The organism is Streptomyces sp. NPDC015127 (assembly GCF_043080095.1).
GTDB lineage: Bacteria > Actinomycetota > Actinomycetes > Streptomycetales > Streptomycetaceae > Streptomyces.
Genome location: NZ_JBIBVE010000001.1, coordinates 364,070 through 388,860, shown reverse-complemented (window position 1 = coordinate 388,860; position 24,791 = coordinate 364,070). Strand labels below are relative to the sequence as shown.

The following is a 24,791-nucleotide window of genomic DNA, read 5'->3' as shown; positions in this document are numbered from 1 at the left end:
ACAGGCCCTCAGAGCGGGCGCAGGTCGCACAGCGCCTCGTACAGAGGGCGGTACAGAAGATTCACCAGCGCGGCGTCCCCGGGGTCGGCGAACCGGCTGGTGGGAGGGCGGTCATCGAGGTACGGCGCCAGTACGTCCCGCAGTCGCACGAGCAGTCCGGGGTCGTGGTGTCGGTCCGGCTGGGGGTCAGGTGCCCCGGCCGCGGCGAGGGCCGGGGCGAAGGCGGCGTCGACGAATACGACCCGGGCGGGCACACCACCCCGCACGAGTCGGCCGATCACCTGCCAGATGGTGACCAAATGGTCCCAGGCGAAGGACTCCTTCTCCTGCTCCGTCAGTACCGAGTAGATGTACGGGCGTGAGAGGAGTCTGCGCCACACCCCGCGTGCGACTGTCCGGAACTGCTGGCCGGCCTCGTCGAGCCCTGAGGCCTTCGCGACGAGATCGGAGAAGGTGCCGGATGCGGAGTCCGCCATGTTCCGCACGAACCGCGACGCCCAGTCGTTGACTGCGAACACGGCCAGTGACAGGTCGTCGGGCCGCGGATGCGGGCGGGCCAGGAAGAACACCGTCCCGAACGCGGCCACGCGGTCCTCGCCCGGCACCTGGGGAACGGTCAGGATGTTGTGACCACGCTCGATGGCCATCAGGGGCGCGACCAGGAGTTCCGCGTCCTCGTCCTCGGCGAACGACGCCAGGTCACCGCGCCGGATCGCGCTCGCCGGTGCTGCCCCCTCCCGCTCGGTGTCGCGTGTGTCGAGCTGGGTGTCGTCGGAGATCAGGACCCGGACCCGGCCTCGCCAGCGCGGGACCTCGTTGAGCAGACCGGCTGCCAGGTCTGCCTCCCGGTAACTGCCGACCAACAGCAGCGCGCGACGTCGGCGGTCGTCCGTGATGCGGTTGAGCTCGCGTTTGAGCGGTCCGGCCTCCCCGCCCCTCCCGTCGCGCGCGAGCTTGAGCACCATCGCCCGGAGCACGTCGTCGCGAGTGTCGAGCGACTGGCCGGAATGCCGAAGGGGGCGCCCGGCGTCGTCGTGGAGGAAGCAGTGGGAGAACACGCTGTCGCGGACGGCCCGCAATGCTCGGGGGTTCGGCTTGAGCACCGCGCGCACCGGAGCCAGCACATGCGCACGGGTGGAGGTTCCCGCCCAGCTCGTCCCGGACATCAGCAGGACATGCGGCCCGGCCGAGCCGATTTCGGGGCGGGCACCCAGTTTGGGCAGTGACAGCAGGAGCTCACGCCCGACACCGGCACAGCGGAAGAACCGCAGAGTCCCCGACCGACGGCCCTCGGGGTCAGGAGTCTCCTGTTCGTCCGGGAGGTACTGGAATCCGAGCACGTTTCCCATGGGCGCTTCCGGCACCAACGGGGCGTAGTCGAGTGGTGGCCTGCGCATCAGCTCGTTGCCGCCCGAGTCCAGCCGCAGCGCCGCCTCCACCTGTGGCCACAGGAACGTGACTCGGTCGAGGCGTTGATGCAGGACGGCAAGGATGAGCGTGAACTCCAGCCGCATGGCCGCCCGGTCCAGCCATGCCTCGCTCAGTGGCACGTCGGCCGGACGGGTCGGCTGCCCTCGGCGGCGCGCACGGGGCTGAGGCCGCTCGTTCGCGCCGGGCGCTCCTTCGAGCAGAGTGCCGAGTACTGCCCGGGCCCGGGCCCGGGTGCCCTTCTCGTTCAGTGTGTGGAGCAGGTCGTGGGCGAGCCGGGTGAGGGCGTCGGTGGTCGAGTCGTACGGTCCACGGTCGCCCAGCGGGTCGTCGCGGTAGGTGTCGAGCAGCTTCGTGACCTCTGCACGGCGTCCCAAATACGGGGTGTCCGACCGTTCGGCGTCGTCGCCGTGCACGGTCTCGCCGACTCGCTCGTCGTCGTCGAACAGTTCGTCCTCGTCCTCCACCATGTCGTGCGACCTGGCCGGCGCAGGGAACCATTCGTGCAGCAGCCTTTCCTGGAGCGTCCAGGCGCTGAAGTAGTCGGTCTGGGCCCATTCGCGCAGCTCCGGGTCGTCGATGAGCCTGGCCAGCAACCTGTCCGCGGCCTGGCCGACTACATCCAGGGATGCCGACCAGCGGGCCACGTCCCGATCGGACAGAGGCAGACGACCCTGGCGTGCCAGTTCCTCGATCGCATGTGTTTGCAGTCGGTCCAGCCAGGATTCGCTGCCACGCTGGATCAGCGTCGCCGAAGGCGCGAACATACGGTCGAGCTGCATCTGGACCCGATCCGCCTCGTCGACAATCACGATGTCGCTGCGCAGGCAGGCCAGTTCGAGGTAGCGGAGACGCTCGGCATTCAGCTGACGCGGCACTGCTGTCTGCACAAGACTCGCCGGGTTGGCCACCCAGATCAGGGCGTCGACCAGGGAGCGGGCCGCGAAGTGGCGTGGGCAGACGCTCCACAGCGGACACGCGTGTGGGTGCCTCATGCCGGCCACCTCATCCGGTTCCGTCGGTGCTGCCGCGGAGTCCCGCCCGAGTGTTTCGAGGAGCTCCGCCAGGTCTTGCGGCTTCGCCCGGTCCGATGGAGTCGGTGGAACCCGGACCGGGTGCAGGGTGCCGCACGGTGCGTCCGCGTAGCGCAAGGGGGCTGTGGTCTCCAGATGACGCAGGGCGTCGAGGGGGCAGGCTGTGCTCAGGTGGGCGAACGTCCCCTCGGTGTGCTGCAGCAGGGAGTGGTGGTTGGCACGCCCTGCCAGACGGCGGTGCAGGCGCTGCGTGTGCTGCTCGCGTGTCGTGCCGCCCTGGACCAGGGCGGCGGACAGCCCGAGGGACCGGAATCCCTCGACCAGCGCCAGTTGTTCGGCCACGTCGCCCACCACCAGGGTGGTGCGCTGTCCACGCTGATGCGCCCACACGGCGATGAGCTGCATCAGGGTCGACTTTCCGGCGCCCACCATGCCGACGAGGTGTGTGAGTCCGTCGAGCGGCAGTGACTTGCCGGGCGCGAACGCGGCTCCGTCCGCAGTACGTGTGTCGAGATCGAGGTCGCTCAGCCGGGTCTCCCAGTTGCCCGCCTTCAGCCGTCGGTGCCGTTCCTGGTCGTCCATCCACCGGGCGACATCGGCGAGTTCGGACAGCGGCACATGAAGTGGGCCGGGGTCTGAGGTGCGGACCGCGGTGACGTCGTGACCGGCGGCTCGATCGTGGAGCAGGTCCGCGGTGATCGAGACGGAGGTCGGCCGCCGGTGGTCCATGAAGCGATAGGAGCCGGCCTCGGCCTGCGGCAGCGGCTTCGCGGCGAACTCCGGCAGGCGCCCCAGGGCGGTGTCGTACACGGTGAAGCGGTGTGCCGCGACGGGTGGGTCGACCCTTCGCGCGGCGGCTCCTTCGACGAGCCGGTACCCACGCAGCTGTTCTGGAAGTTCGGAGTATGCCTCCAGGCACTGTTCCCACATGCGGTGCCGCCGCATGGGCCACAGCAGATGGCGGGCAGCGGTGAGCGCAAGTCGTTCCTTCGGACCGGTCGCGAGACCGGCGGCGTCAGCGAAGGGGTAACCGCCCAACAGCGTCCAGACGCCGTCCGGTGTGCGCAGCGGGTCGAGCTGCTCCAGGAGGCGCAGGGCCAGCTCCACCTGGCACAGCAGGGCCGGCCGGGCGGTGGTGTGCGTCTTCGGCCAGGGACGCAGTTCCCGGGCGAGGTCCTGGTACCAGGCGCTGCGGTCACGCATGATCGGCTCCTCCCTGACTGTGGGGGGCGATGCGGCTGTCGTCCCCGCGTTCACCGTACAGACGTGCGGCCGCGGCCCGGAGGACCTGCTGATCGGTGAGCAACCGCAGGCCTCCGGCACGCTCTTTGCGCTCGCGCGCGTACACGGCCAGGTAATCCCGCCTTATGTCCGTCCGGACTCGGGGTACGACCCAGCAGGCCTCGTCGTAGGGCGGTTCAGGCCGAACCGGCTGTGCCGAACGGCCCAGGAGCCCGGGGTGGGCCCAGTCCTTCACGTCGAGGGCCCAGACGTGTCCGTCGGGGAACGTGACGCGGAGGTCGTACGCGTCGAAGCCCGGCCACATCTCGACGGTGAGGCCGAGTCCCCTCAGAGCGTCCTCGAGCTCTGCCTCGGCGTGGCCGGGGCCGGTGACGTAGAGCCGCAGCGGCCGTGCCAGGTGGAGCACTTCCCCGGAGTCCTCTCGGTCCAGAGGTGTTCCTGGGGGAGGGGCGCCGAGCCGGCGGCATCGCTCGTGTTCGCACCACCACTTGCCCTGATCGATCGGTGTCAGCAGCGTCCGGCAGCGGGCGCAGGGGGTGTAGGCATCACCTTGGAGGTACGTGTCCGGGGCGGGCACGTAGATCAGCTCCAGCAGCTCCATCACCGGGTCGAGGTACAGGTCGGTCTGGAGGTCGAAGAGGTCCGCCCGGGTCAGGACCGGCCGGCTGACCAGGACTCGGCGGAACGCCGTGTAGGACTCCGGAGAGTTGGCGTCCCGGCAGCGGCGCATGGCCTCGTGGATCACGATCCGGTCGTACTGGCGGGTCGTGCTGTCGCCGCCGCCCTCGACGGCCAGTTCGTGGCAGAGCTGTGTGGGGGTGCCCGACCGGGGCTCGATGAGCCGGTCGTCGGGGTCGAACAGTGCGGCGCCGAGGCCCTCCAGCGGCCAGCTGCCGAGAGGCCGGGTCCGGCACCAGCGCAGCAGTTCCGGTACACCTGAGGGGGGACGCGCGCCCTGGCGCAAGCAGGCGAGGACCAGAGCGTCCAGCGCCCGCTGGGCCTGCGGCGGGTACGGCAGGGAGAACGAGGCGAGGCGGGTGACTGCGTCGAGCCGTACGACCGCGGTGGCCACATCACGCAGCAGTCGCACATCGGGCTCTGCGAGGGTTCCGGGCACGGAGGACGGTTCAGGCATGGGCGGCGTCCTCCGAGGTGGAGGGGGTGGCCCGGGCGTCAGCGTATGCGGTGCCCTGCTCGCACCATGGGCGTGCTTCGCAGCCCAGGCAGTGGTATCCGGTGCGTGGTACGTACTCGGTGTCGTGCAGCAGCGGTTCGGTGAGGGAAGCGACGACCTCCCGCGCTTCGTCCACTACGGACGTCCGCCCCGGGTCCAGCTTTTCGAGGGCGACGTCGGAGCCGTGCAGCACCTCGAGCTCCACCCAGGACCGGCGCGGATCGGCTCCATGGGTGCCGGCGGCGAGCAGGAGTACCCCGAGGGCGAGCTGGGGGTACCGGGACATCAGGGGTTCCCCCTCCCACAGCGGTTTGGCCTCGCTCTTGGTCTCCCGCCAGACCCAGCCGCCCCGGCGTGTGTAGAGGAGGTCCGGCACGGAAATGACGACCACGTCCAGCTCCGGCACGTAGGCCGTGACCCGTTCCTGTGTCAGTACCTGTTCGTCGCTGCCGAGCCGGTCGAGCGGGCACACCGACCGGTGCTCGCGCAGCATGGCGAAGGCCTCGGTGGCGAGGTGGCCTTGCAGTCGGTGGGCGCCGGCACTCCAGTCCTCGGGATCAGCGGGGAGGGGCACCTCGTGGCAGCCGCGTGGAGGGCGCAGTGCGTGGGCTTCGTTGAGCCAGGCGTCCACGGCACGTCCTCTGCGTGCCCCGTCGCCTTCCTCCTCCAGCGCGTCGAGGTGGAGCCTGCGAGTGAGATGGAACTGGGCGGGGCACTGCCTGTAGAGCCTGAGGTCCCAGGCAGAGACGGAACGGCGCGGTCGTCGCGGCTGCGGACGTCGCCCGGGCCACAACAGGGGGGCTCTCTCGAGAGCTTCGCACCCCTCTATCGCCTTGCACTCGACACAGGCGCCGCCTGGCCGGCTCCCCGCGGTGGTCGCGGCGCCGGTGAACGCCGGCGCCGCATGGTCACGGAACCGCCGGGTGCACTCGTCCTGGTCCCAGTCCAGCAGCAGCCGGTGACTGCCGTCCGCGCAACCGAAGTCGAAAACCCGGACCCGCTCGGGCGGCCGAACGGCGTAACTTGCCTCCGCCGGTGACGCCTTGCCGAACTTCGGCTTGGGCCCGTTGCCGCCGAGCGCCAGGACGAGCGCCATCGCGGCCAGTTCGGCGGCCTCGCGGACCGCCTTGGCCCGCCCCATGGACGTCAGCCACAGATCCCGGACCAGTCCGTCGGCCGACTGGTAACGCCGCCCGGTCACGGTGTGCTCGTACTGCCGGACGCCGCGCGGGTCCGGGGATCTCGTCGGAGTGCGCCACACCCAGTGGTCGGCCACGGGCTCGGTGGGGGGCAGCCCGGCCGCCTTCGCGGCGTTCTGCTCCAAGGTCCGTGCGTCGACGTAACGAGCCAGAGCTTCTTCGGTCCACCGAAGATGGACGGGGTGGGCGGGGGACCACCAGCGTTGGAGTACCCCGCGGGTGCGATGCAGTTCGGCCACGGCCGCCGGAATGGGGCGGCCTTCCAACTCGATCAGGTCCAGACAGCCGTGCAGCGGAGTGGTGGCGAACTCCTGGAGAGGACCGTTCAGGAAGGGAGAACCGCCCGGAGGGCCGACCAGGGGGCGCACGGCGGTGCGGATCTGGTCCGGGCAGGTGTGGTTGCCGGACTTGGTGTGGCGTGGTGTCACTCGGACGATTCCCGGGTCACCAGTGACGCCGGCGGGCATGGGCGGAAGGTTCAAGGCGTCCCCTGTGCGGTCCGTGCGGGCAGGGGGCATTCCCCCGCCCCAACCGGTCAGATGGTGGAGCATGTTCAGCATGGCATATCTGTGAACTCAGTGCGTGCAGATTCAAGAAGAACTCGCATACACGGATATGCTCTTCGTCGGCAGGGCGGTTCGGCTGGGAGAGGTGCGTGTGGACGTGTGGGGTGAGCCGGTGCGGGTGGGTGACGTGCTGCGCGGTGTCTGGGAGTTGACGAGCTTGCTGGGCAAGGGCGGGATGGCCGAAGTGTGGTCGGCCGTCGACATCCGCAGCGGGAATCGCGTCGCAGTCAAATTCCTGCGACCGGACACCGAGGACCTGAGGCATCTCGACGCCCTGGAACTCCAGACGGAGATCGAAGCCCTGCGAGGGCGTTTCCGAAGAGAGGCGGGTCTGCTCAGGGAGCTGCGTCACCCCGGCATCCCTGAGTTCTTCGGTGAGGGCACACATCTCGGGTTGCCCTACTTCGTCATGCGGCTCGTCGAGGGCAAGACCCTGCATACGTTCCTGACCGAACACGCACCGCTGCCGCCGAGCAGTGCAGCGGCCGTCGCGGCCCAGGTCGCCGATGCGCTCGTGTGCGCACACACCAAGCCGCTGGTACACAGGGACCTCAAGCCCCACAACATCATGCTGGCCGCCGACGGGTCCGCCGTGCTGATCGACTTCGGCATCGCGAAGCCGCTCGAGACCCATGCCACCAGCTACACGCGACAGGGCTCCACGCTCGGTAGTCGCGGCTATCAGGCGCCCGAGCAGATCCTGGCCAAGGAACCCACCACCCGCACGGACATCTACGCCCTGGGCTGCATCTGCTACAAGCTCTTCACCGGCAGTCGGCCGTTCGTGGCGGCGGACGACCACACGCTCAACGACATGCATCTCAAGAAGGAGCCTCTGGCTCCCTCCCTCCACGGAGCCAACGTCCCACCGGACTTGGATGATTTGATCCTGCGCATGCTCGCCAAGGCCCCGCAGGACCGTCCCGTCGCGGAAGCGGTACGGCAGGCCTTTCGGTCACTGGCGCCCCGGCCGGGAGACCCGGCGCCCCGCCCCCGTCTGGTGCCGGACCCGACCGCCCCCTTCCGCCTTTCCCGCCGGGCGGAGCGCCTTGCGGACACGGGCTTCGGGGACACCTGCTCCGGCGGCGAGGAGGAGGACCAGTGGCTCGACGGCGCCGAGGTCGAGGAGTTGTACGAGTCGGCGTCGGCCGAAGTCGCCGCCGGAAAGCCGGCCGAAGCGGTGCGCCGCCTCGCCGGACTCGCAGCACGTGCACGGGATGAGTGGGGCGTTCGCCGGCCTTTGGTGGCCCGGGTGTGGCAGGTTGCCGCCGACGGCCTGCGGCTGGCCGGAGAGTGCGGTGAGGCCGCAACGCTGTACGACGGTCTGGCCGGCGGCCTGGGACCCGTCGGTGGGGACGAAGGCCTGCTGGCTCGTGCAACGGCACGGCTGCGTGCGGCCGAATGCAGGCTCGCCTTCGGGCAGCTGGACGCGGCTGTGCGTGAGCTGGACGAGTGCCGCCGGCTCGCCATGACTCTGCCGGAGACCCTCGCGAGGCAGCTGACCGAGGTGTGCGACGAAGTAGCCGTCGACATCGACGAGCGTGTCGCCGGGCCTGAGGCCTCCTGAAGCGCGGATTCGCGCCGTACGCACGCCTCTCCGCGTGTGTCGTCAGCCTGTCAGTCCGCCCGCCGCCAACCGGTCGCTCACGTCGCCCACCAGCCCGCTGCCGAGGCCCTGTAGCTCGGTGAGCAGCCTCTCGAACGAGGTGAGTTGGCGGAAGGTTTCCGCATAGGTCGCCTGCTCCTCCAGCGGCAGTTGCAGGACCTGCAACCGCCGGATGTCCACCCGCGACGAACTGGAGGCGTGCGTGCCCGCCTGGCGGCCGTTGGCCGGCGCGCGCAGGCAGCCGGCGAGGAAGTGCGCGTCCAGTTTCTCGGGTGCCACGCGCAGGGCGTACAGCTGCGGCCCCAGCGCCACGGGCGCCCCTTCGTGCACCCACGCCCGGAACGCACGGACGACCCCGGCCACCACCACGTCACCGTCCTCGGCCACCGTGTGCTCCGCGTCCGCCGGCACCGAACCGCTCGGCACGCCGTCAATCAGCAGATCGGGGACGGTCAGTAGCGGGACGGCCCCGCCCTGGGACGGGCCCGTCGTCTCAGCGGGCTGCTGTCCCGAGCGCAGGGTGAGGGCACCGGCCTTGACAAGATCGCCCACTGTGGCCGTCGCACGCGCCTCGCCCTCTGTGAGGCCCAGTTTCGACAGGACCTGGGCCAGCTGCGTCAGTTCTCCGAGGGCTTCGGACAATTCACCCCACGAGGCGGCAAGCTCGGCTCCTGTGGCCTCCGCGCCGACCGATGTGTAGCGGCCCGGAGTGACGTCGACCTCGTCGTCCAGGAGATCGAGCAGGGAGACCCGCACCGCACCTTCCGGCAACTCCGCATCCGGGTCGTCCAGTTCGGAGACGGCGCGAAGAACGAAAGATGACAACGCATCCCAGTCCGGCCCGGGTTCACGTGCGCCGGGCCTGGCGAACGGGGTGGCGTCGACGAGCAGGGCGTCCTGTCCGGCCGGAGCCGCCGCGACACCCTCGCCCGCGGCCCGCAGCACCCACAACTGCAGCGAGACGCTGTGCGGCTGGGCGCACCCCGGAGGCAGTGCCACCACTGCCCGCAGCACCCCGGTCCGCAGCAACGACCCCCTGATGCGGCGTCCCGCCTTGCGCGACGCGACGGCCGGCGGGAGGACGACGACCGCCGTACCACCGGGTCGCAGATGGGCCAGCAGGTGTTGTACCCAGGCCAGTTCGGGTTCGGTGCGCGGGGGCAGCCCATGCGTCCAGCGCTGGTCCGTGGCCAGTTGCTCGTAACCCCAGTCGCGTTCGTTGAAAGGCGGATTGCACAGGGCGATGTCGGCCCTCAGGCCCGCGTACGGGTCGTCGCGCAGCGCATCGGCCGTGACGATCTCGGTCCGCACGTCGCGTCCCTCGGTGGCGAAACCGAGCCGGGCGGAGGCGAGGGCAGCCAGGGCCGCGTCCTGTTCGCACGCGAGCAGCGCCAGACCTGTGCCGTCGTGGGCCTGTGCGGCCGCCGCGGACAAGTGGCCGGTGCCGCACGCCGGATCGAAGACGGTCAGACCGTCCGGCTCGTCGCCGATACGCGCATCGAGCGCGATCCGGGCCATCAGTGACGCGAGCGAGGGGGGCGTGGTGCTCAGTTGCCGGACGTGGGTGTCCAGCCATCGCTGCAGCAGGAACTCGAAGGTTTCCCTGGCGCCCTCGGAGCGGCCCAGTCGGGCGGCCTCCCCGACCAGGTCGCGCGCCTGCGCGGAGAGCTCCTTGTCGCCGGAGCGTGCGCGCGGGTTGCGCATGCGGCGTGCTGCCTCCGCGATGGCCAGACCGGAATCGTCTCTGCTGCCCAGGGCCTCGAACCGGGGCCAGAGGAGCTCCCGCCCTCCGACGTCCTGGAGCTTGCCGTTGTCGCGCAGCCACTGCTCCACCTCGGACAGCGAGAACTGCGGGCTGACATCTGTCCCGCCGATACGCGAAGGGAATGAGTCGTGGCGACGCCGCCAGTTGCTGACGGCCGCCCGTCCCACTCCCGCGATGCGCGCGATCTCGGCAAGGCTCACGGGTACGGCTCGGGGTGTACTCATCTGCGGGCTCCGGGTTCCTCGGGCCGCAGGGCATGGTCGGCGTCCCGGCGGCTCCGTCGTGGAGCAGGCTACTACGATGATTGACAATGTTCACAGTGCTCATGTGGTGTCACTGTGCGAAAACTGTGGAGAGTGGGAGATATGCAGGCCTTCGCTCCGGGGGTGGTGCTTCGGGACCGCTACAAACTCGAGTCGGTGCTGGGGCGGGGCGTGATGGGCCAGGTGTGGCGGGGGACCGACCTCTACCTCGAGCGCCCTGTCGCGGTGAAGACGATCGCCGCCGAACTGCTCGCTGTTCCCGACAGCCGCAAGGAAGCCCTCGCACGCTTCGAGCGGGAGGCCAAGGCCGCCGCCCGGCTCGATCACCCGAACATCACCACGGTCCACGACGCGTCGATCACCGACGACGTCTGCTGTCTGGTGACGCAGCTTGTCGAGGGCACCACCTTGGAGTTCCTCTTCGACCAGCAGGAGGACGGACGGTTCGAGGTCGCCACTGCGGCGGCCGTCGCGGCGCAGCTGTGCTCCGGACTGTCTGCCGCACACGCGGCAGGCCTGGTGCACCGGGACCTCAAGACGCAGAACGTCATGGTCCGCCGCGACGGCGTCGTCAAGATCCTCGACTTCGGGCTCGTCAAGTCCCTGGCGGACACCGACCCCCGTCTCACCATGACCGGTGAGGGCATCGGCAACATCCTCTGCGCCTCACCGGAACTCCTCGCCGGACACGACCTGCTCGACGGCCGCAGCGACCTCTACGCCGTCGGCTGCCTGCTCCACCACATGCTGACCGGTGCCCCCGTCTTCGACACCAACCAGCCGGCGCTCCTGGCCTCCTTCCACCTGACCGAGCAACCACCGGCGATCGGAACATCAGGCCTGGATGTTCCAGATCCCCTCCAGGCGCTCGTGACCGCACTGCTTGCGAAGAACCGCGACGACCGGCCCTCCTCTGCCACCGACGTGTACGCCGCCCTGGCCCCCTACCTCCCTGTACCCGACCCCGCCCTGGCCACCCGGCGTGCGCTGCCGGAGGACCCCCGCCGCCCCTTCCTCGTACCGCAGGGGCCGAGGCCGCTGTGATCGGTGAGAGGATGGCCGCCGCAGGCCGGGCGCACCGCACCGCCCCGGCCACAGGGGTGTGACGGGCGCCGCCGGCGCCAGGACTGGGGACGGGCGCGATGCGGCGAAGCCTTGGGCGGTACGAGCTCACGCACGAACTGGGCCGGGGAGGCATGGGCGTCGTCTGGGCGGCCCGTGACCGGGGTGAGGGCCGGGAAGTCGCCGTGAAGCTGCTCGCTCCGCGCGGCCACAACTCCGAGATCACCACTCTGGAGCGCCGCTTCCTGCGCGAGGCACGCCTCACCGGCCGACTCAGTCACCCCGGCATACCCGCCGTCCTCGACCACGGCAGTCTCGACGGCGAGCTGTACCTCGTCATGGAGCTCGTGCACGGGCGCGCCGTCGACGCCGTCCTCAAGGACGAGGGTCCGCTGCCGGTGGACCGCGCGGCGGGGATCGCCCAGGCGGTCGCGGGCGTCCTCGCCTACGCCCACGGGCAGGGCGTCGTGCACCGCGACCTCAAGCCGTCCAACCTGATGATCAACCTGTCCGGCGAGGTCAAGGTCCTCGACTTCGGCGTGGCGGCCGCCCTGGAGCCGCGCCCGGGGGAGACCCGCCTCACCGCGAGCAACGCCGCGCCCGGGACCGTCGTCTACATGGCGCCCGAACAGGCCGTCGGCCGGACGGTGCCCGCCAGCGACCTCTACTCGCTCGGCTGCGTGCTGTACGAACTGCTCGCCGGGACGCCGCCGTTCACCGACGGCAGCCCCTTCCTGCTGTACCACCGGCACGCCAACGAGCCGGTGCCCCCGCTCGCCGGCCACCGCCCGGACGTCCCGGAGGGCCTCGCCCGGCTCGTCGGCGCCCTGCTGGAGAAGCGGCCGGAGGACCGCCCCGCGTCCGCCTCGGAGGTTCAGGCGCTGCTCGCCCCGTGGGTCCCCGTCCCGGCGCGGCAGACGCTGCCGGAGCATCCCCGGCTCGCCGAGATCGCCGCCCTCCGCCGTGCGGGGCGTCCCGCGGCGGCGCTGGCCGGGTACGAGGAGCTGCTGGCCTCGGCCGACCTCGCCCGGGCCGACTTCCTGGCCGCCCGGGTGGGCGCCGCCTTGTGCGTCGGGGCCCTCGGGCGTACCCGCGAAGCCCTCGACGAACTCAAGTCGGCCCTTGCCGAGCAGCGCAGCCTGCTCGGCCCCGGTGACCCGGCCGTCCTGGACACGCGCTACGAGATCGCGGTGCTTCTCGTGCGGTCCGGGGAACGGCATCCTGCCCATGAGCTGCTGCGCCGTCTCGCGGACGACGAGGAGCGGACCTTCGCCGACGCCGACCCGAGAGCTGGGCGCTCTCGAGCCCTGCTGGCACGACTGGACCGGATGCGCTGAGCCGACGGCCAACGCATCTTTGTAATCTGTGTTCACAGTCGCGGTGGGTGTTAGTATGCCTTCGCGTCCGGGTGGGAGACAGGACACTTGTCTACGGACGACAGCACGACGGATCGAGGGGAACACTGCCGATGACGCCAGCAGCCCAGCGCGAAGCGGAACGCACCGAGGCGGAGGAGCTCCCCGAGGAGGGCAAGCTCGTCGAGGTACGCGGACGGTCCTGGGTCGTCGCCCGCGTCGAGCCCTCGCCGGCTCCCGACACCGTGGAGGAGGGCGAGGACACCGCCCCGCGCAGGGCCGCCACCCTCGTCCACCTCCAGTCCGTCGCCGACGGCCGCTTCGGCGACACCCTCTCCGTCATCTGGGAGGTCGAGCCCGGCCGGCGTGTGCTGCCCGCCGGCTCCCTCCCTGACGCGTCCACCGGCCAGTACGACTCCCCGAACCGCCTCGCCGCGTTCCTCGACGCGGTGCGCTGGTCCGCCGTCGCGTCCGCCGACGCCAAGACGCTCCAGGCCCCCTTCCGCTCCGGCGTCGCCGTCGAGCCGTACCAGCTTGAGCCCGTCTCCCGCGCCGTCGGCGCCCCTCGCGTCAACCTGCTCCTCGCCGACGACGTCGGTCTCGGCAAGACCATCGAAGCCGGACTCGTCGTCCAGGAGCTCCAGCTGCGTGGCCGCGCCCGGCGCACCATGGTCGTCTGCCCGGCGGGCCTCACCCTCAAATGGCGCGACGAGATGGCCGAGAAATTCGGCCTCGAGTTCACCATCGTCGACTCCGAGCACTGCGCCCGGCTGCGCCGCACCCACGGCACAGCGGCAAATCCGTTCCGCGTCCACCCGCTCACGATCGTGTCCCTGCCGTGGCTGCGCGGCCAGAAGGCCCAGCGCCTCCTCGACGAGGTCATCGGCGCCCCGGAGGAGAGCGGCGACGGCGAGCACAAGCGCTTCTTCGACCTGCTCGTCCTCGACGAGGCCCACCACGTCGCCCCGGCCGCGCCCAAGCAGGTCTACGCCGTCGACTCCCAGCAGACGAAGCTGATCCGCCGCCTCGTCCCGCACTTCGAGCACCGGCTCTTCCTCTCCGCCACCCCGCACAACGGCTACCCCGAGTCGTACACCGCCCTCCTCGAACTCATCGACGACCAGCGCTTCGCACGCGGCGTCGACCCCGACAAGGAAGCCCTCAAGGACACCGTCGTACGCCGCCTGAAGTCGACCGTCACCAACGCCGACGGCACCCCGCGCTTCCGCACCCGCCGGACCGTCGAGCTGTCCGTCGACTACACGCCGCAGGAGCGCGAGATCCACCAGCTGCTCGGCTCGTTCGCCGAGCTGCGCCGCAAGAAGCTCACGCCGCAGGCCCGCGGCGGACGCCGGGCCGCCGACCTGGTGACGCTGCTGCTGAAGAAGCGCCTGTTCTCCTCCCCGGCCGCGTTCCTCCACACCGTGCAGGTCTACCTCTCCCACCTGGAGGACACCGGCCCGGTGCGCGGTCGCGCGGCCGCCGCCGAAGTCCCCGAGTGGCTGGAGGAGTTCGCGGACATGGTCGCCGACCTCGACGACACCGGCCTGGTCGACGCCGAGGACGACGCCCTCACCCGATCCACGTCCCTCACCCCCGCCGAGGACGGCCAGGAGCTGGAACTCCTCCAGCACATGGAGCGCTGGGCGCTCACTCACGAGGCCGCCCCCGACTCCAAGGCCGAAGCGCTCATCAACGAGCTCAAGGCCATCTGCCGCCCCGACGGCAAGCACTGGACCAACGAGCGTGTCGTGATCTTCACCGAGTACCGCGACACCCAGGAATGGCTCCACGACCTCCTCCAGCAGGAGAAGCTCACCGACGGCGGCCGCGTCGAACGCCTCCACGGCGGCCTGTCCGCCGAGGAGCGCGAACGCATCCGCCTCGGCTTCCAGACCGACCCCTCCCGGGCCGAGGGCAAGGTCCGCATCCTCCTCGCCACCGACGCCGCCGGTGAGGGCATCGACCTCCAGAACCACTGCCACCGGCTGATCAACTACGACATCCCCTTCAACCCCAACAAGCTCGAACAGCGCATCGGCCGCATCGACCGCTGGGGACAGAAGACGGACCCGGAGATCACCCACTTCATCGGCTCAGGCTGGCAGCAGGCCCAGGCCGGCTCCTACGAGGCCGACCTGGAGTTCCTCTCCCGCGTCGCCAAGAAGGTCGCGCGCATGGAGCACGACCTCGGCTCCGTCAACGCGGTCCTCGCCGACGCCGTCCAGCGCCGGATGACCGGCGACACCGGACCCGTCGACATCGAGAACGCCAAGCCCAAGCCCATCAAGGGCCGCCGCACCGGCGGCGAGGTCGCGCCCGAGCAGAACGTCACCGCCCAGACCAAGAAGCTCGCCGACCAGTACGACGAGACCGTCTCCACGCTCGGCCTCACGCCCGTGAACATCAAGCGCGTCGTCGACACCGCCCTCGCCCTCGACCACCAGCCCGCGCTCGTGCCCTCGCTGGTGCGCGCCGAGGACTTCGAGCACGGCGACCTGTTCGACGTCCAGCCACTGTCCGGCAGCTGGGAGCGAGCCACCCGCGGCCTCGCCCACAAACTCCGCGACGGCGAACAGCGCCCCCTCACCTTCTCCCCGGCCGTCGCCGCCCACGGCCGCGACGACGTGGTCCTCGCCCACCTCAAGCACCCGCTCGTCGCCCTGTCGACGCGCCTGCTGACCGCCGCCGTGTGGAACGCCGACACCGTCGGCCTCAACCGCGTCACTGCCGTCGTCTCCGACGACCCGGCCGTCACGACCACGCTGGTCTCCGCGTACGCCCGGTACGTCCTCGTCGGCAACGACGGCACCCGCCTCCACGAGGAAGTCCTCTACGCGGGCGGCTGGTTCGGCGACACCGGACGCTTCCGCCGCTGGGAGTCCGTGGGTGAACAGGGCCGCGTCCTGTCCCGCGCCCTCACCGACGGCACCGAGGCCGCCCCGCACCTGCGACAGCAGCTCACCGACGCCTGGCCGAAGCTCCAGCAGCCGCTGTACGACTCCCTCTCCGCCCGCGCCCGCGAACTCGGCCGCCAGCTCGAAAGCCGCCTCGCCGACCGCCAGGCGGAGGAGGAGCGGCGCATCACCGCGACCCTCGACCGCTTCGAGCACACCCTGCGCGCCAAGCTGAAGGAAGAGGGCGACGGCGAGGGCGAACAGCTCGCCCTGATGTCCGCGCACGAGCTGACCGGTCACGAGCGCCGCCAGTTCGAGGACGACCGCAAGCGCTGGGACGATCGTCTCAAGGGCCTGCCCGCCGAGCGGACACGCGAACTCGCCGCCATCGCGGCCCGCTACCGCGAGCCCCGCTCGCACCTCTTCCCCGTCGCAGTCGTCTTCGTCGTCCCCGCAAAGGAAGCCAGCCGATGAGCCGCCCCGCCACCACCAAGAGCAGTGGACTCGCCGCCGCCAAGGCCAAGGCGCTCGACGGCCGCCGCCAGCACCAGGAGTGGCTGGATCTCACCGAGGTCTCCGGCCCGTTCCTCACCATGCCCGTCCTGCTGCGCGCCTGGCCCCAGCTCGATGCCCTGGAGAAGGACGAGCGCGCCCGTCTGCGCGCCCGCCACGCCGACTGGCAGACCGACACCACCGCCGGCCGCGACGAGTGGGTCGCCTACGTCCTGCGCCAGCTCCTCGGCTGGGACGACGCCCTCGCCTTCCGCCAGGGTGACGCCGAGCACCACGGCCTCGACCGCCTCACCCTGCGCGTCGCCGAGCACAACACCGAGGTCCGCCCCGACTTCGCCCTCGTCGAACCCGGGACCGACCTCGCCGCCGAACCCGACGTGGACTCCGCCGCCAAGCGCGTCCGCCTCCTCGGCATGACCGTCCCCGCCGGCACCGCCCCGACCGGCCGCGCGGTCGGCGGGACTCGCGACGGCGACTGGGCCGCAGGCCCCGCCGACCGCCTCGCCCGCCTGCTCCGCCACCACGGCGTGGCACTCGGGCTCGTCACGGACGGCCGCTGGTGGTGCCTGGTGTGGGCCCCGGTCGGGGGCGTCACGACCACCGCCGTCTTCGACACCATCGGCTGGAACGAGGCCGCGGAGCGCAACGTCGTCCGCGCGTTCGTGTCGCTGCTGCGCCGCCGCCGCTTCTTCGAGTACGAGGAGGCGGACACGCTCGTCGGCCTGCTCAAGGCCAGCCTCGCGGCCGGCGAGGACGTCACCGACGCACTCGGCGTGCAGGTCCGCCAGGCCGTGGAACTCCTCGTCGACGCCATAGGGCGAGCCGACGTGCGCGCCATCGAGAACGGCGCGCCCGGCCTGCACGCCTCCGGCGTCGCGGCGAGTGACGTGTACCGCGGCGCGGTCGCCGTCATGATGCGCGTCGTCTTCCTCCTCTTCGCCGAGGAGCGGGGCCTGCTGCCCGCCGACAACGAGGTGTACGCGCGGTCCTACTCGGCGCGCTTCCTGCGCAACGAACTCAAGGCACGGGCGGACGAGGAGGGCGAGACTTCCCTGGAGCACACCACATCTGCCTGGCACCGGCTCATCGCCCTGTTCCACGCCGTGCACGGGGGAATCAACCACCCCGAGCTCAAGCTCCCCGCGTACGACGGATCGATCTTCGACCCGGACAAGTACCCGTGGCTGGAGCGCACGACCCCGCTGCTCCCGATCGACGACCGGACCGTGCTCCACATGCTCCAGTCGGTGCAGGAGGTCCGCGTCGGCAAGGGCAAGCAGCGCGAGGTCCGCACGCTGAGCTTCCGCGCCCTGGACGTCGAGCAGATCGGCTACGTGTACGAGGGCCTGCTCTCCTTCGACGGGCGTCGGGCCACCGAGCACATGGTCGGCCTCATCGGGCCGGAGGGCCTGGAGCACGAGGTACCGCTGCGGGAGCTGGAATCGCTGGCGGCGAAGGCGGGCGCGTCGGTTAAGGCGCTGGCGAAGTCCGTCCACGAGAAGTGGAAGGACCCGAAGCCGTCGGCGACGGCCGGGCAGTTGGAGAAGAAGCTCGCACCGCTGTCCGCGGAGGACGCGTCGGAGGCGCGGCGCCGGCTGAATGCGGTCACCAAGGACCATCCCGGGCTGACGGAGCGGCTGCTGCCGTTCGTCGGCATCCTGCGCGAGGACCTGCGCGGCCTGCCGACGGTGATCCCGAACGGCGCGCTGCACGTCACGGAGTCCTCGCTCCGCAAGAACACGGGCACGCACTACACGCCGCGCTTCCTGGCGGAGGAGGTCGTGCTGCACGCACTGGAGCCGCTGGTCTACGAGCCGGGCCCGCTGCAGACGGCGGACATGGGGGAGTGGCGGCTCAAGTCTCCTGAGCAGATCCTCGACTTGAAGGTCGCGGACATCGCGATGGGCTCGGCGGCGTTCCTGGTGGCCGCGTGCCGTTACCTCGCGGACCGGCTGATCGAGGCCTGGGAGAGCGAGGGCCGAGCGGACGCGATGGCCTACCGCGCCGGCCGCGCGGTGGACGCCGTGACGGCTGCGGACGCCGAACAGGACCCAGTAGTCGTCGAGGCGCGTCGCCAGGTCATCGAGCACTGCCTGTACGGGGTGGACATCAACCCCATGGCCGTGGAGATGGCCAAGCTGTCGCTGTGGTTGGTCTCCATGGACCCGGAGCGCCCTTTTACGTTCCTGGACGACCGGTTGGTGTGCGGCGACTCGCTGCTGGGCGTGCACAGTATGGAGCAGCTCCAGTCCGTTCACATGAAGCCGGGGCAGCAGGCCGACATCCTTGCCGAACAGGCGAGGGAGTTGGTGGATCAGCTAACGCGGGAGCGTCTCTCGATCACTGCGATCAAGGGTGTGGACCTGCCGGCGCTCCAGCAGAAGCGGGAGCGGCTGGAGGAGGTCAACCGGCACTCGCGGCGTCTGCGGCTGGTGGGTGACCTGATCGCGGGGGCTGCGCTGGCAACGTGCGCTTCGGGGCGGGTGCCGTGGTACGAGGAAGACGGTGGGGAACGGATTCGGGACCTCTTCCCACGTGCCGCGTGGATCGTGCGGCAGATCGTGGAGGACGGGGTCGAGGACGAGTCGAAGGTGGTGTGCGAAGCGCGGGCCACTGCGGAGGAATGGCTGGCGGCGGAGCTGCCCGGAGAGGCCCTTGAACGGCGTCCCGTACATTGGCCGTTGGTCTTTCCCGAAGTGTTCAGCGGCCGAGATGGTTTCGATGCGATTGTGGGCAACCCTCCCTTCCTGGGCGGCAGTAAGATCACCGGAATCATGGGGGAGGACTATCGAGAGTCTCTTGTCGAGTACCTTGCTGGTGGTGTGAGAGGCAACGCGGACCTGGTCGCCTACTTTCTGCTGCGGGCTTGCTCGTTGCTCAACGAGAGCGGCCAGACCGGGCTGATCGCAACGAACACGCTGGCCCAAGGGGACACGCGAGAGGTGGGACTGGATCAGGTCCAGCCGGACTACGGCCTGATTCGCCGGGCGGTAAAGAGCGAACCTTGGCCAGCGCGGTCGGCGCAACTCGAGTACTGTGCCGTTTGGGTCAGCCGATCTCCTTTGTCTGCTGAAGCTGCGCGAGTACTGACCGATCTGGCGGTGCCCCGTGGAATCACCACGTCCCTCAACCCTGCCACTCGGGAAGAACCCTGGGGAAACGAGTTGATGCGAAACTCGGGTATTTCCTTCAATGGTTCGAAAGTGGACGGCCTGGGGTTCACTCTTGCGGAGTCGGTGGCCCAGGAATGGATTGATACTTCCGAAGAGTACACCTCGGTGGTGTATCCGTTCCTGAACGGTCAGGATGTGAACAACGATCCCTCCCATTCCAGTGATCGCTGGATCATCAACTTCCGGAACTGGCCCCTGGAGACAGCGCAGAAATACACTCGTGCTTACGAGCAAGTTCTTCACCAAGTGAAGCCGGAGCGCGACAAGAATAACAGAAAAGCCAGGCGCGAGCGCTGGTGGCAATATGCGGAGCGTGCGCCGGGATTGGAGTCCGCTGTCTCCGGGCTTTCCCGGTGCATTCTGGTTGCCAGTACCAGCAAGTCGGTAATGCCGGTCATGGTGCCGACCGGTCAGGTCTTCTCGCACGCGCTGTGTGTTTTCGCCTCGGACGACTTCGCGCTGCTGGCCGTTCTTTCCAGCTCCCCACACTATTGGTGGGCCATTGACCGCGCCTCTACGATGAAGGGGGACCTGCGCTATACACCGACCGATATTTTCGAGACCCTTGTCCGCCCCCCGCTCACTGAACAGCTCCGTGCTCTTGGAGCCCAGCTGGACACCCGTCGTCGCGATTTGATGCTCAGCCGTGCCATAGGCCTTACCGAGACCTACAATCTCGTTCACAGTGCTGACTGTCAGGACGAGGAAATCATCGAGCTGCGTTGTCTCCACCAGGAGATCGACAGAGCCACCGTCGAGGCGTATGGCTGGCGGGACCTGCTGGACACCTCCGGCCAGACACCGCCCGCCGATCCCACGCACGAGAAATTCCCTCTCGACCACGGCTTCCACGACACAGACCAGGGCACCCGCTACACCATCGGCCTCCTCGCCAGGAACGAGATCATCGACCGCCTGCGCCAGTTGAACCACCAGGCGTACGCCGACGAGGTGCACCTCGGTCTGCACAAGGGAGTGACGGAGAAGAAGGCCAGGGAGAAGCACCCCGACCTGCCCCCGCCCTCGCCCGAGGCCGTTCGGAAGCGCAAGGAGCAGTTGGCTGCACGAGGTGGGTCGGATTTCGGTGAGGGCGCCGAGGGCGCCCTGTTCTGAGCCGACGGCATGACAACGGGCTGGTTCGCATCACCTCAGGTGATGCGAACCAGCCCGTTGTTGCGCTCGGAAGTCCTGGTCGGAGCTATCCCGCCGTGAGCGCGACGAACGCCGCCCACTCGCCCCGGCCGACCCGCAGCACCGGCCCGTCGTCCGCGATCTTGGAGTCCCGTACGTACGCGGCGTCGAGACCGGCCGCCACCTCCACGCAGTCGCCGCCGCCCGATCCGCTGTAGCTGCTCTTGAACCAGCGCAGCTCGTCCACGTTCTCGGTTACCTGCTCCACGCTCATGTCTCTCCCACCAGCCGTTCGATGAGCCGCGCAGACTCCACGCCGTTCAGTGCCTGCGATCGCAGCTTGCCATACCGCAACCCGAAGGCGCTCACCTCTGCTGGATCACTGACGACACACCCGACTTCTTGAGACTCGATGTATCCAAGGTGCTGGTGATCCTTCGTCTCCAGCATCACGAACGGGCCGTTGAGTCCGGCGTGAAACCCCGGTACTGACGGCATGACCTGGACCTCCACGCTTCTCAACGCGCCGACGTCCAACAGTCGTTGCCACTGCCCGCGCATGACCTCCGCATCGCCCACCGGATTCCGCAACGCCTCCTCGCTCACGATGAACGACAGCTCCGCCAGCGGCACCCGCGTCAACAGCTTCTGTCGACTCAGCCGCGCCTCCGTGTGCTGATCCACGATCTCCTCGCTCAGCGGCGGGCAGTGACCAGCGAACACGGCTCGGGCGTAGCCCTCCGTCTGCAACAGCCCCGGCACCAGCAGCGGATCGTACGAGAAGCGGCTCACCACCTCCGCCTCGATGAGCGCGAAGTTCCGGAAGAACTGCGGCAGCTTCGCCCGGTCCACCTCGTCCTGGAGGACCTCCAGCACACCCCGCGCCTCCAGCACCCGGTCCGCCGCCGTCGTGAACGTCGCCTTCGCCGGCCGCCGCCCCTGCTCGACCGAAGCGACGTGCTCCAGCGAGTAACCGACGGCCTCACCGAGCGCCTGCTGGTTCAACCCGGCCCGCTTCCGCAGGTGCTGGAGAAGCCGTCCGTACGCCGACCAGGCCCCTGGCAGGTCGCTGTGCTCCTCCCTTGTCTTCGCCGTGCGACTGATTCGCCCGTCCCGCACCGCCCTCACGCCCTTCCGTCCCCGAGTTCGCCCCGCTCGCACCGCAGCGCACGCAACCCCGTCCGCGCCCGGCCAAGGTTCAACTCGACCGGCGATCCCGGGGACACGCCCCCGCACCCGTACAACGCCCGTACACATGCCGCCCACCCCATCCTCCGGACGCCGCCCACCCGCACGGCCCGTACCCCGTACGGACATCGCCCGAGGTCACGCCGTTCGTTCGACCCGCCCAGGGCGTCGATCGCCTTCACGATCAGGGCGCGTGCCGTGGCCCCGTACACAGCCATGCTCCGCAGCTCCTCGAACACCGTCAGATACTGGGCGATCTCCGCCGGCTGTGTGATGCGGACCTGGGCGGAGACCAGTTCGACGGAGACCAGCCTGTCCTCGTACATGTGGAACGTCTCGCGCGGGCACTGCTTCCGCTCGGCGACGGTCATGGGGATGATCCCCAGGGACACCGCCGGCAGCGCGCCCACCGTGAGGAGGTAGCCGAGCCGGCCGGCCATGGCATCCGATCTCCGACCCGGTGACCGACGGAGCATCTCCACCGGCATGGGAACAGATCGCGGGTCCGGCCCCAGCGCGAGGGCCCAACGGCAGATCGTTGGGCAGAACGACTACCTGTAGATGGTGCGCAGCCAGCCGTGACTAAGATCAGGGCATGTCGATTCGGCAGCAGGCTGCGCCGCCACGGCCACTCACGGTCGGCGACGTCGTGGCTGCCCATTCGCGGGATCTGGGGGAGTGGACGGTTGCGCAGATAGTCCGACTCGACGCCGATTCACAGACGGCGGCCGTGCTCGAGTTGGACTGGTCCGGCCCCGAGCCGTCATCCGTGGCCGATCTCGGCGACGTCGCCCCGCTCAGGCTCACCCACCACTCATGGAACGGGGCACTGTCGTTCTGCAACCAGGAATGGGTTCTGCCCCGCAGTCACAAGCTCGTCGGATCGATGCCCTTGCTCCATGACGAACCGGCGAACTGCTGGGCTTCCGGGTGGCGTCTGGGCGAGCAACTCGCCCGGCAGCGGCGGTGGGACGGGGGCATCCATGACGACCCGAGCGCAGCCTGGAAGGCGGAGTACACCGGAGAGACGGTCAACGAATTCCTCAGCCGGCCGACAGCACCACGGTCAGAGGTCACCCAGCTGACGATCAGGGACATCGACTTCCTCGACTGCGCTCAGCTCGTCCAGCGTTTCCCTGGGGTGACCTGGCTCCATATGCACGGGCGTCTGGGCCTTCTCTCAGCCGCGGGCGAGCTGAACAGACTGGCCTCTCTCCGGGGGATCCGCATCGTCGACCTGTTCGGGATGACCGGTGAAGACCGTCTTCGTCCGCAGTGCGTGCCAGAGCTGGAATCACTGAACCTCCTCAGCATCCCTGCCGATTACGCCTCGGCCATGCGCAGGACCTGGCGACCCGAGATCCCAGCAGGCACCTACGTCTCTGTCCTCCGGGCGCGCAAGCCTGAATGGGTCAGGGAGAACCGGAACAACCCGTTGCGCGACTGGGACGGTCGCGAACAGGTCAGCACGACCATCTACAAGAGGGCTGTCACTCAGTACAAGGCGGCACGGAAGGCGATCCTTCTGGAGTTCGCTGAACAACCCGCGGACGGTCGGTCGGCACGCGTTGAGGAGATCGGACGTGCCTTCGGTGAGGCGTTCAACCGGCTTGACCACCGATCGGGCTTCATCGAGACCGTCGAACGCGAAGAGCTCTTCGCAGCCCTCGACCACATCGTGAACGAGGCCGAATCACTCCACGGCCCTGGCCTCGAAGAAGCGCGGGACAGCCTCATCTCCGGGGTGGAGTCCGTCCGAGCCTGGTAACGAGGAACGCGTCCGCCGAGGTGGCAGGGCCTCCAAGTCGGAGCCCGAAGTCTCAGAAGGGGGCGGCGTTGGCGACTATCTCCGCCAACTCGTCCGCGGACTCGGAGGTCAGACGGTAGAACCCCTGGAGGCTGATCGAGCGTTCGAGGCGGCCGTCCACCACGTGTCTCAGATTGCGGGTCCGGCCCCGGCGGTTGCGCCAGGCGAGCCTCGACAGAAGATCACCGGGGATCGTCATGTCGAAGCGTACCGGTGTCGCGTCGACGTGCACGGCCGCGGCGCCGCAGCCGTCGGCACCCAGCATCGACCAGTCGTCGTGTCCGGGGAACGCCGGGTCCTGCCAGGTCGCGGGGCTGGTGCCGCAGCAGTCGCGCCGTCCGATGTCGATCACTCGCATCCGGGACACCACGTGCACGACACACCGGTTGACGTGCAGCGCGTACACCTCGTCCCCGGCACGGGCACCCGACCAGGCTGGCAGGGAGGAATGGACGCCGCTGAAGGCGACCGGCGGCCGCGTGCCCACGCGCCCCGACTTACGAAGCGCACGGCACGTGTCATGGGTCCACAAGACGGTGTAGGCATCAGACATGCTTCGATCCTAGGAACGAGCACTGACAGTCTTCCGTGGAAAAGCGCCTGTCCCGCAACAGGGCCCCGCTGCCGGCTTCGCCTCGACAGGTACGTGCCGTCGTGCACCCCTGGGCAATCCGGCATGGCAGACATCAGGTCCAGCTGAGACCGCCCGCCGGCCGACGTACCATCGGGCGTGACCGCCAACGCACCTGCCGCGCCGCCGCCGAGCGCCCCTGACTGGCCATGCTGCGGGCATGGATCCGATCCGTCAGCCGACGCTGCGGGCTGCCGCGGCCGCCGGGTCGCCCCGTATGCCGAGTGCCTGGCCCACCTCGGCGAGGCGAACCGCTCCGCCTATCTGGCCGGTCTGCAGCCGGGTGCCGATCTCGACCACCGTGGCACCCGGTTGACCGAGGAGCTGCTCGATGAGCTTCTTGCCCGATTGCGGGACCCCGCGACAGACCGGCTCCGCTTCGGCAAAGTCTCTTTCGGCAGGGCAGAGTTCGCCGGCGACGCGAGGTTCGACGGGGCGGAGTTCGGCGACGAAGCCGCGTTCGCTGGGGCCAAGTTCATCGGTGACGCCCGGTTTCTCGGGGCGCAGTTCGAGGGGACCGCGTGGTTCAGCGCGGTGGAGTTCTGCGACGACGCGGGCTTTCCCAGGGCAAAGTTCGGCGGCGACGCGAGGTTCGACGGGGCGAGGTTCCACGAGCAGGCCCGATTTCGGTGGGTGGAGTTCGGCGGCGACGCGGAGTTCAATCAGGCGGCGTTCGGACGCGACGCCAGGTTCAGCGGGGCGAGGTTCGGTGGTGACGCGCGTTTCCTCGGGGCGAAGTTCCAAGGCAACGCTTGGT

13 protein-coding genes and 2 pseudogenes are annotated in these 24,791 nt (G+C 69.6%); 7 read left to right on the top strand and 8 right to left on the bottom strand.

Annotation, left to right across the window (positions count from 1 at the left end):
- Positions 1-8: 8 nt before the first annotated feature.
- The 3 genes from ACF08N_RS01585 to ACF08N_RS01575 are packed head-to-tail and all read right to left on the bottom strand — an operon-like array spanning position 9 to position 6,505.
- Positions 9-3,665, bottom strand: a complete 3,657-nt coding sequence (locus tag ACF08N_RS01585) for a hypothetical protein (RefSeq protein ID WP_392322520.1) — start codon at positions 3,663-3,665, stop codon at positions 9-11.
- Positions 3,658-4,839 carry a hypothetical protein gene (locus ACF08N_RS01580; RefSeq protein ID WP_392322519.1) on the bottom strand — a complete coding sequence of 394 codons (1,182 nt, stop codon included), beginning with the start codon at positions 4,837-4,839 and terminating at the stop codon, positions 3,658-3,660. The genes ACF08N_RS01585 and ACF08N_RS01580 overlap by 8 nt, the downstream gene beginning before the upstream one ends.
- Positions 4,832-6,505 carry a PD-(D/E)XK nuclease family protein gene (locus tag ACF08N_RS01575; RefSeq protein WP_392322518.1) on the bottom strand — a complete coding sequence of 558 codons (1,674 nt, stop codon included), beginning with the start codon at positions 6,503-6,505 and terminating at the stop codon, positions 4,832-4,834. The genes ACF08N_RS01580 and ACF08N_RS01575 overlap by 8 nt, the downstream gene beginning before the upstream one ends.
- A gap of 229 nt (positions 6,506-6,734) precedes the next feature.
- Here ACF08N_RS01575 and ACF08N_RS01570 point away from each other — a divergent pair, with 229 nt between their 5' ends.
- Positions 6,735-8,210: a serine/threonine-protein kinase gene (locus ACF08N_RS01570; protein WP_392322517.1), complete on the top strand. Its 1,476-nt coding sequence runs from the start codon at positions 6,735-6,737 to the stop codon at positions 8,208-8,210.
- A gap of 42 nt (positions 8,211-8,252) precedes the next feature.
- Here ACF08N_RS01570 and ACF08N_RS01565 read toward each other — a convergent pair whose 3' ends face one another.
- Positions 8,253-10,238, bottom strand: coding sequence for an N-6 DNA methylase (locus ACF08N_RS01565; RefSeq protein WP_392322516.1), 1,986 nt, complete (start codon positions 10,236-10,238; stop codon positions 8,253-8,255).
- A gap of 141 nt (positions 10,239-10,379) precedes the next feature.
- On the opposite strand from ACF08N_RS01565, the gene ACF08N_RS01560 reads away from it, so the two are divergent.
- The 4 genes from ACF08N_RS01560 (at position 10,380) to ACF08N_RS01545 (ending at position 20,390) form a co-directional block, all read left to right on the top strand.
- A complete protein-coding gene (locus tag ACF08N_RS01560) occupies positions 10,380-11,321 on the top strand; it encodes a serine/threonine-protein kinase (protein ID WP_392322515.1) in 942 nt (313 codons plus the stop codon).
- A 98-nt stretch (positions 11,322-11,419) separates the two neighbouring features.
- The gene (locus tag ACF08N_RS01555; protein ID WP_392322514.1) at positions 11,420-12,676 is read left to right on the top strand and encodes a protein kinase; all 1,257 of its coding nucleotides are present in this window, start codon (positions 11,420-11,422) and stop codon (positions 12,674-12,676) included.
- A 131-nt stretch (positions 12,677-12,807) separates the two neighbouring features.
- Positions 12,808-16,065, top strand: a complete 3,258-nt coding sequence (drmD, locus tag ACF08N_RS01550; protein WP_392322513.1) for a DISARM system SNF2-like helicase DrmD — start codon at positions 12,808-12,810, stop codon at positions 16,063-16,065.
- Entirely contained in the window at positions 16,062-20,390 is a 4,329-nt protein-coding gene (locus ACF08N_RS01545; RefSeq protein ID WP_392322512.1) for an Eco57I restriction-modification methylase domain-containing protein, read from the top strand. Before drmD ends, ACF08N_RS01545 begins: the two co-directional genes overlap by 4 nt.
- 85 nt (positions 20,391-20,475) lie before the next feature.
- On the opposite strand, the gene ACF08N_RS01540 is transcribed toward ACF08N_RS01545, so the two are convergent.
- From ACF08N_RS01540 to ACF08N_RS01530, 3 genes and pseudogenes are all read right to left on the bottom strand, one after another.
- Entirely contained in the window at positions 20,476-20,682 is a 207-nt protein-coding gene (locus ACF08N_RS01540) for a DUF397 domain-containing protein (protein ID WP_392322511.1), read from the bottom strand.
- Positions 20,679-21,512: a helix-turn-helix domain-containing protein gene (locus ACF08N_RS01535; RefSeq protein WP_392322865.1), complete on the bottom strand. Its 834-nt coding sequence runs from the start codon at positions 21,510-21,512 to the stop codon at positions 20,679-20,681. The genes ACF08N_RS01540 and ACF08N_RS01535 overlap by 4 nt, the downstream gene beginning before the upstream one ends.
- Positions 21,513-21,757: 245 nt before the next feature.
- Positions 21,758-22,045: pseudogene (locus ACF08N_RS01530) on the bottom strand (Scr1 family TA system antitoxin-like transcriptional regulator); the annotation flags it as partial.
- 146 nt (positions 22,046-22,191) lie between these two features.
- On the opposite strand from ACF08N_RS01530, the gene ACF08N_RS01525 reads away from it, so the two are divergent.
- Positions 22,192-23,364 carry a hypothetical protein gene (locus ACF08N_RS01525; protein ID WP_392322510.1) on the top strand — a complete coding sequence of 391 codons (1,173 nt, stop codon included), beginning with the start codon at positions 22,192-22,194 and terminating at the stop codon, positions 23,362-23,364.
- Between the two features lie 52 nt (positions 23,365-23,416).
- On the opposite strand, the gene ACF08N_RS01520 is transcribed toward ACF08N_RS01525, so the two are convergent.
- Positions 23,417-23,956: a hypothetical protein gene (locus ACF08N_RS01520; RefSeq protein WP_392322509.1), complete on the bottom strand. Its 540-nt coding sequence runs from the start codon at positions 23,954-23,956 to the stop codon at positions 23,417-23,419.
- Positions 23,957-24,133: 177 nt separating this feature from the next.
- Between ACF08N_RS01520 and ACF08N_RS01515 the strand changes: the two are divergent.
- Positions 24,134-24,757, top strand: a pseudogene (locus ACF08N_RS01515) (pentapeptide repeat-containing protein); the annotation flags it as partial.
- Between the last annotated feature and the right edge of the window lie 34 nt (positions 24,758-24,791).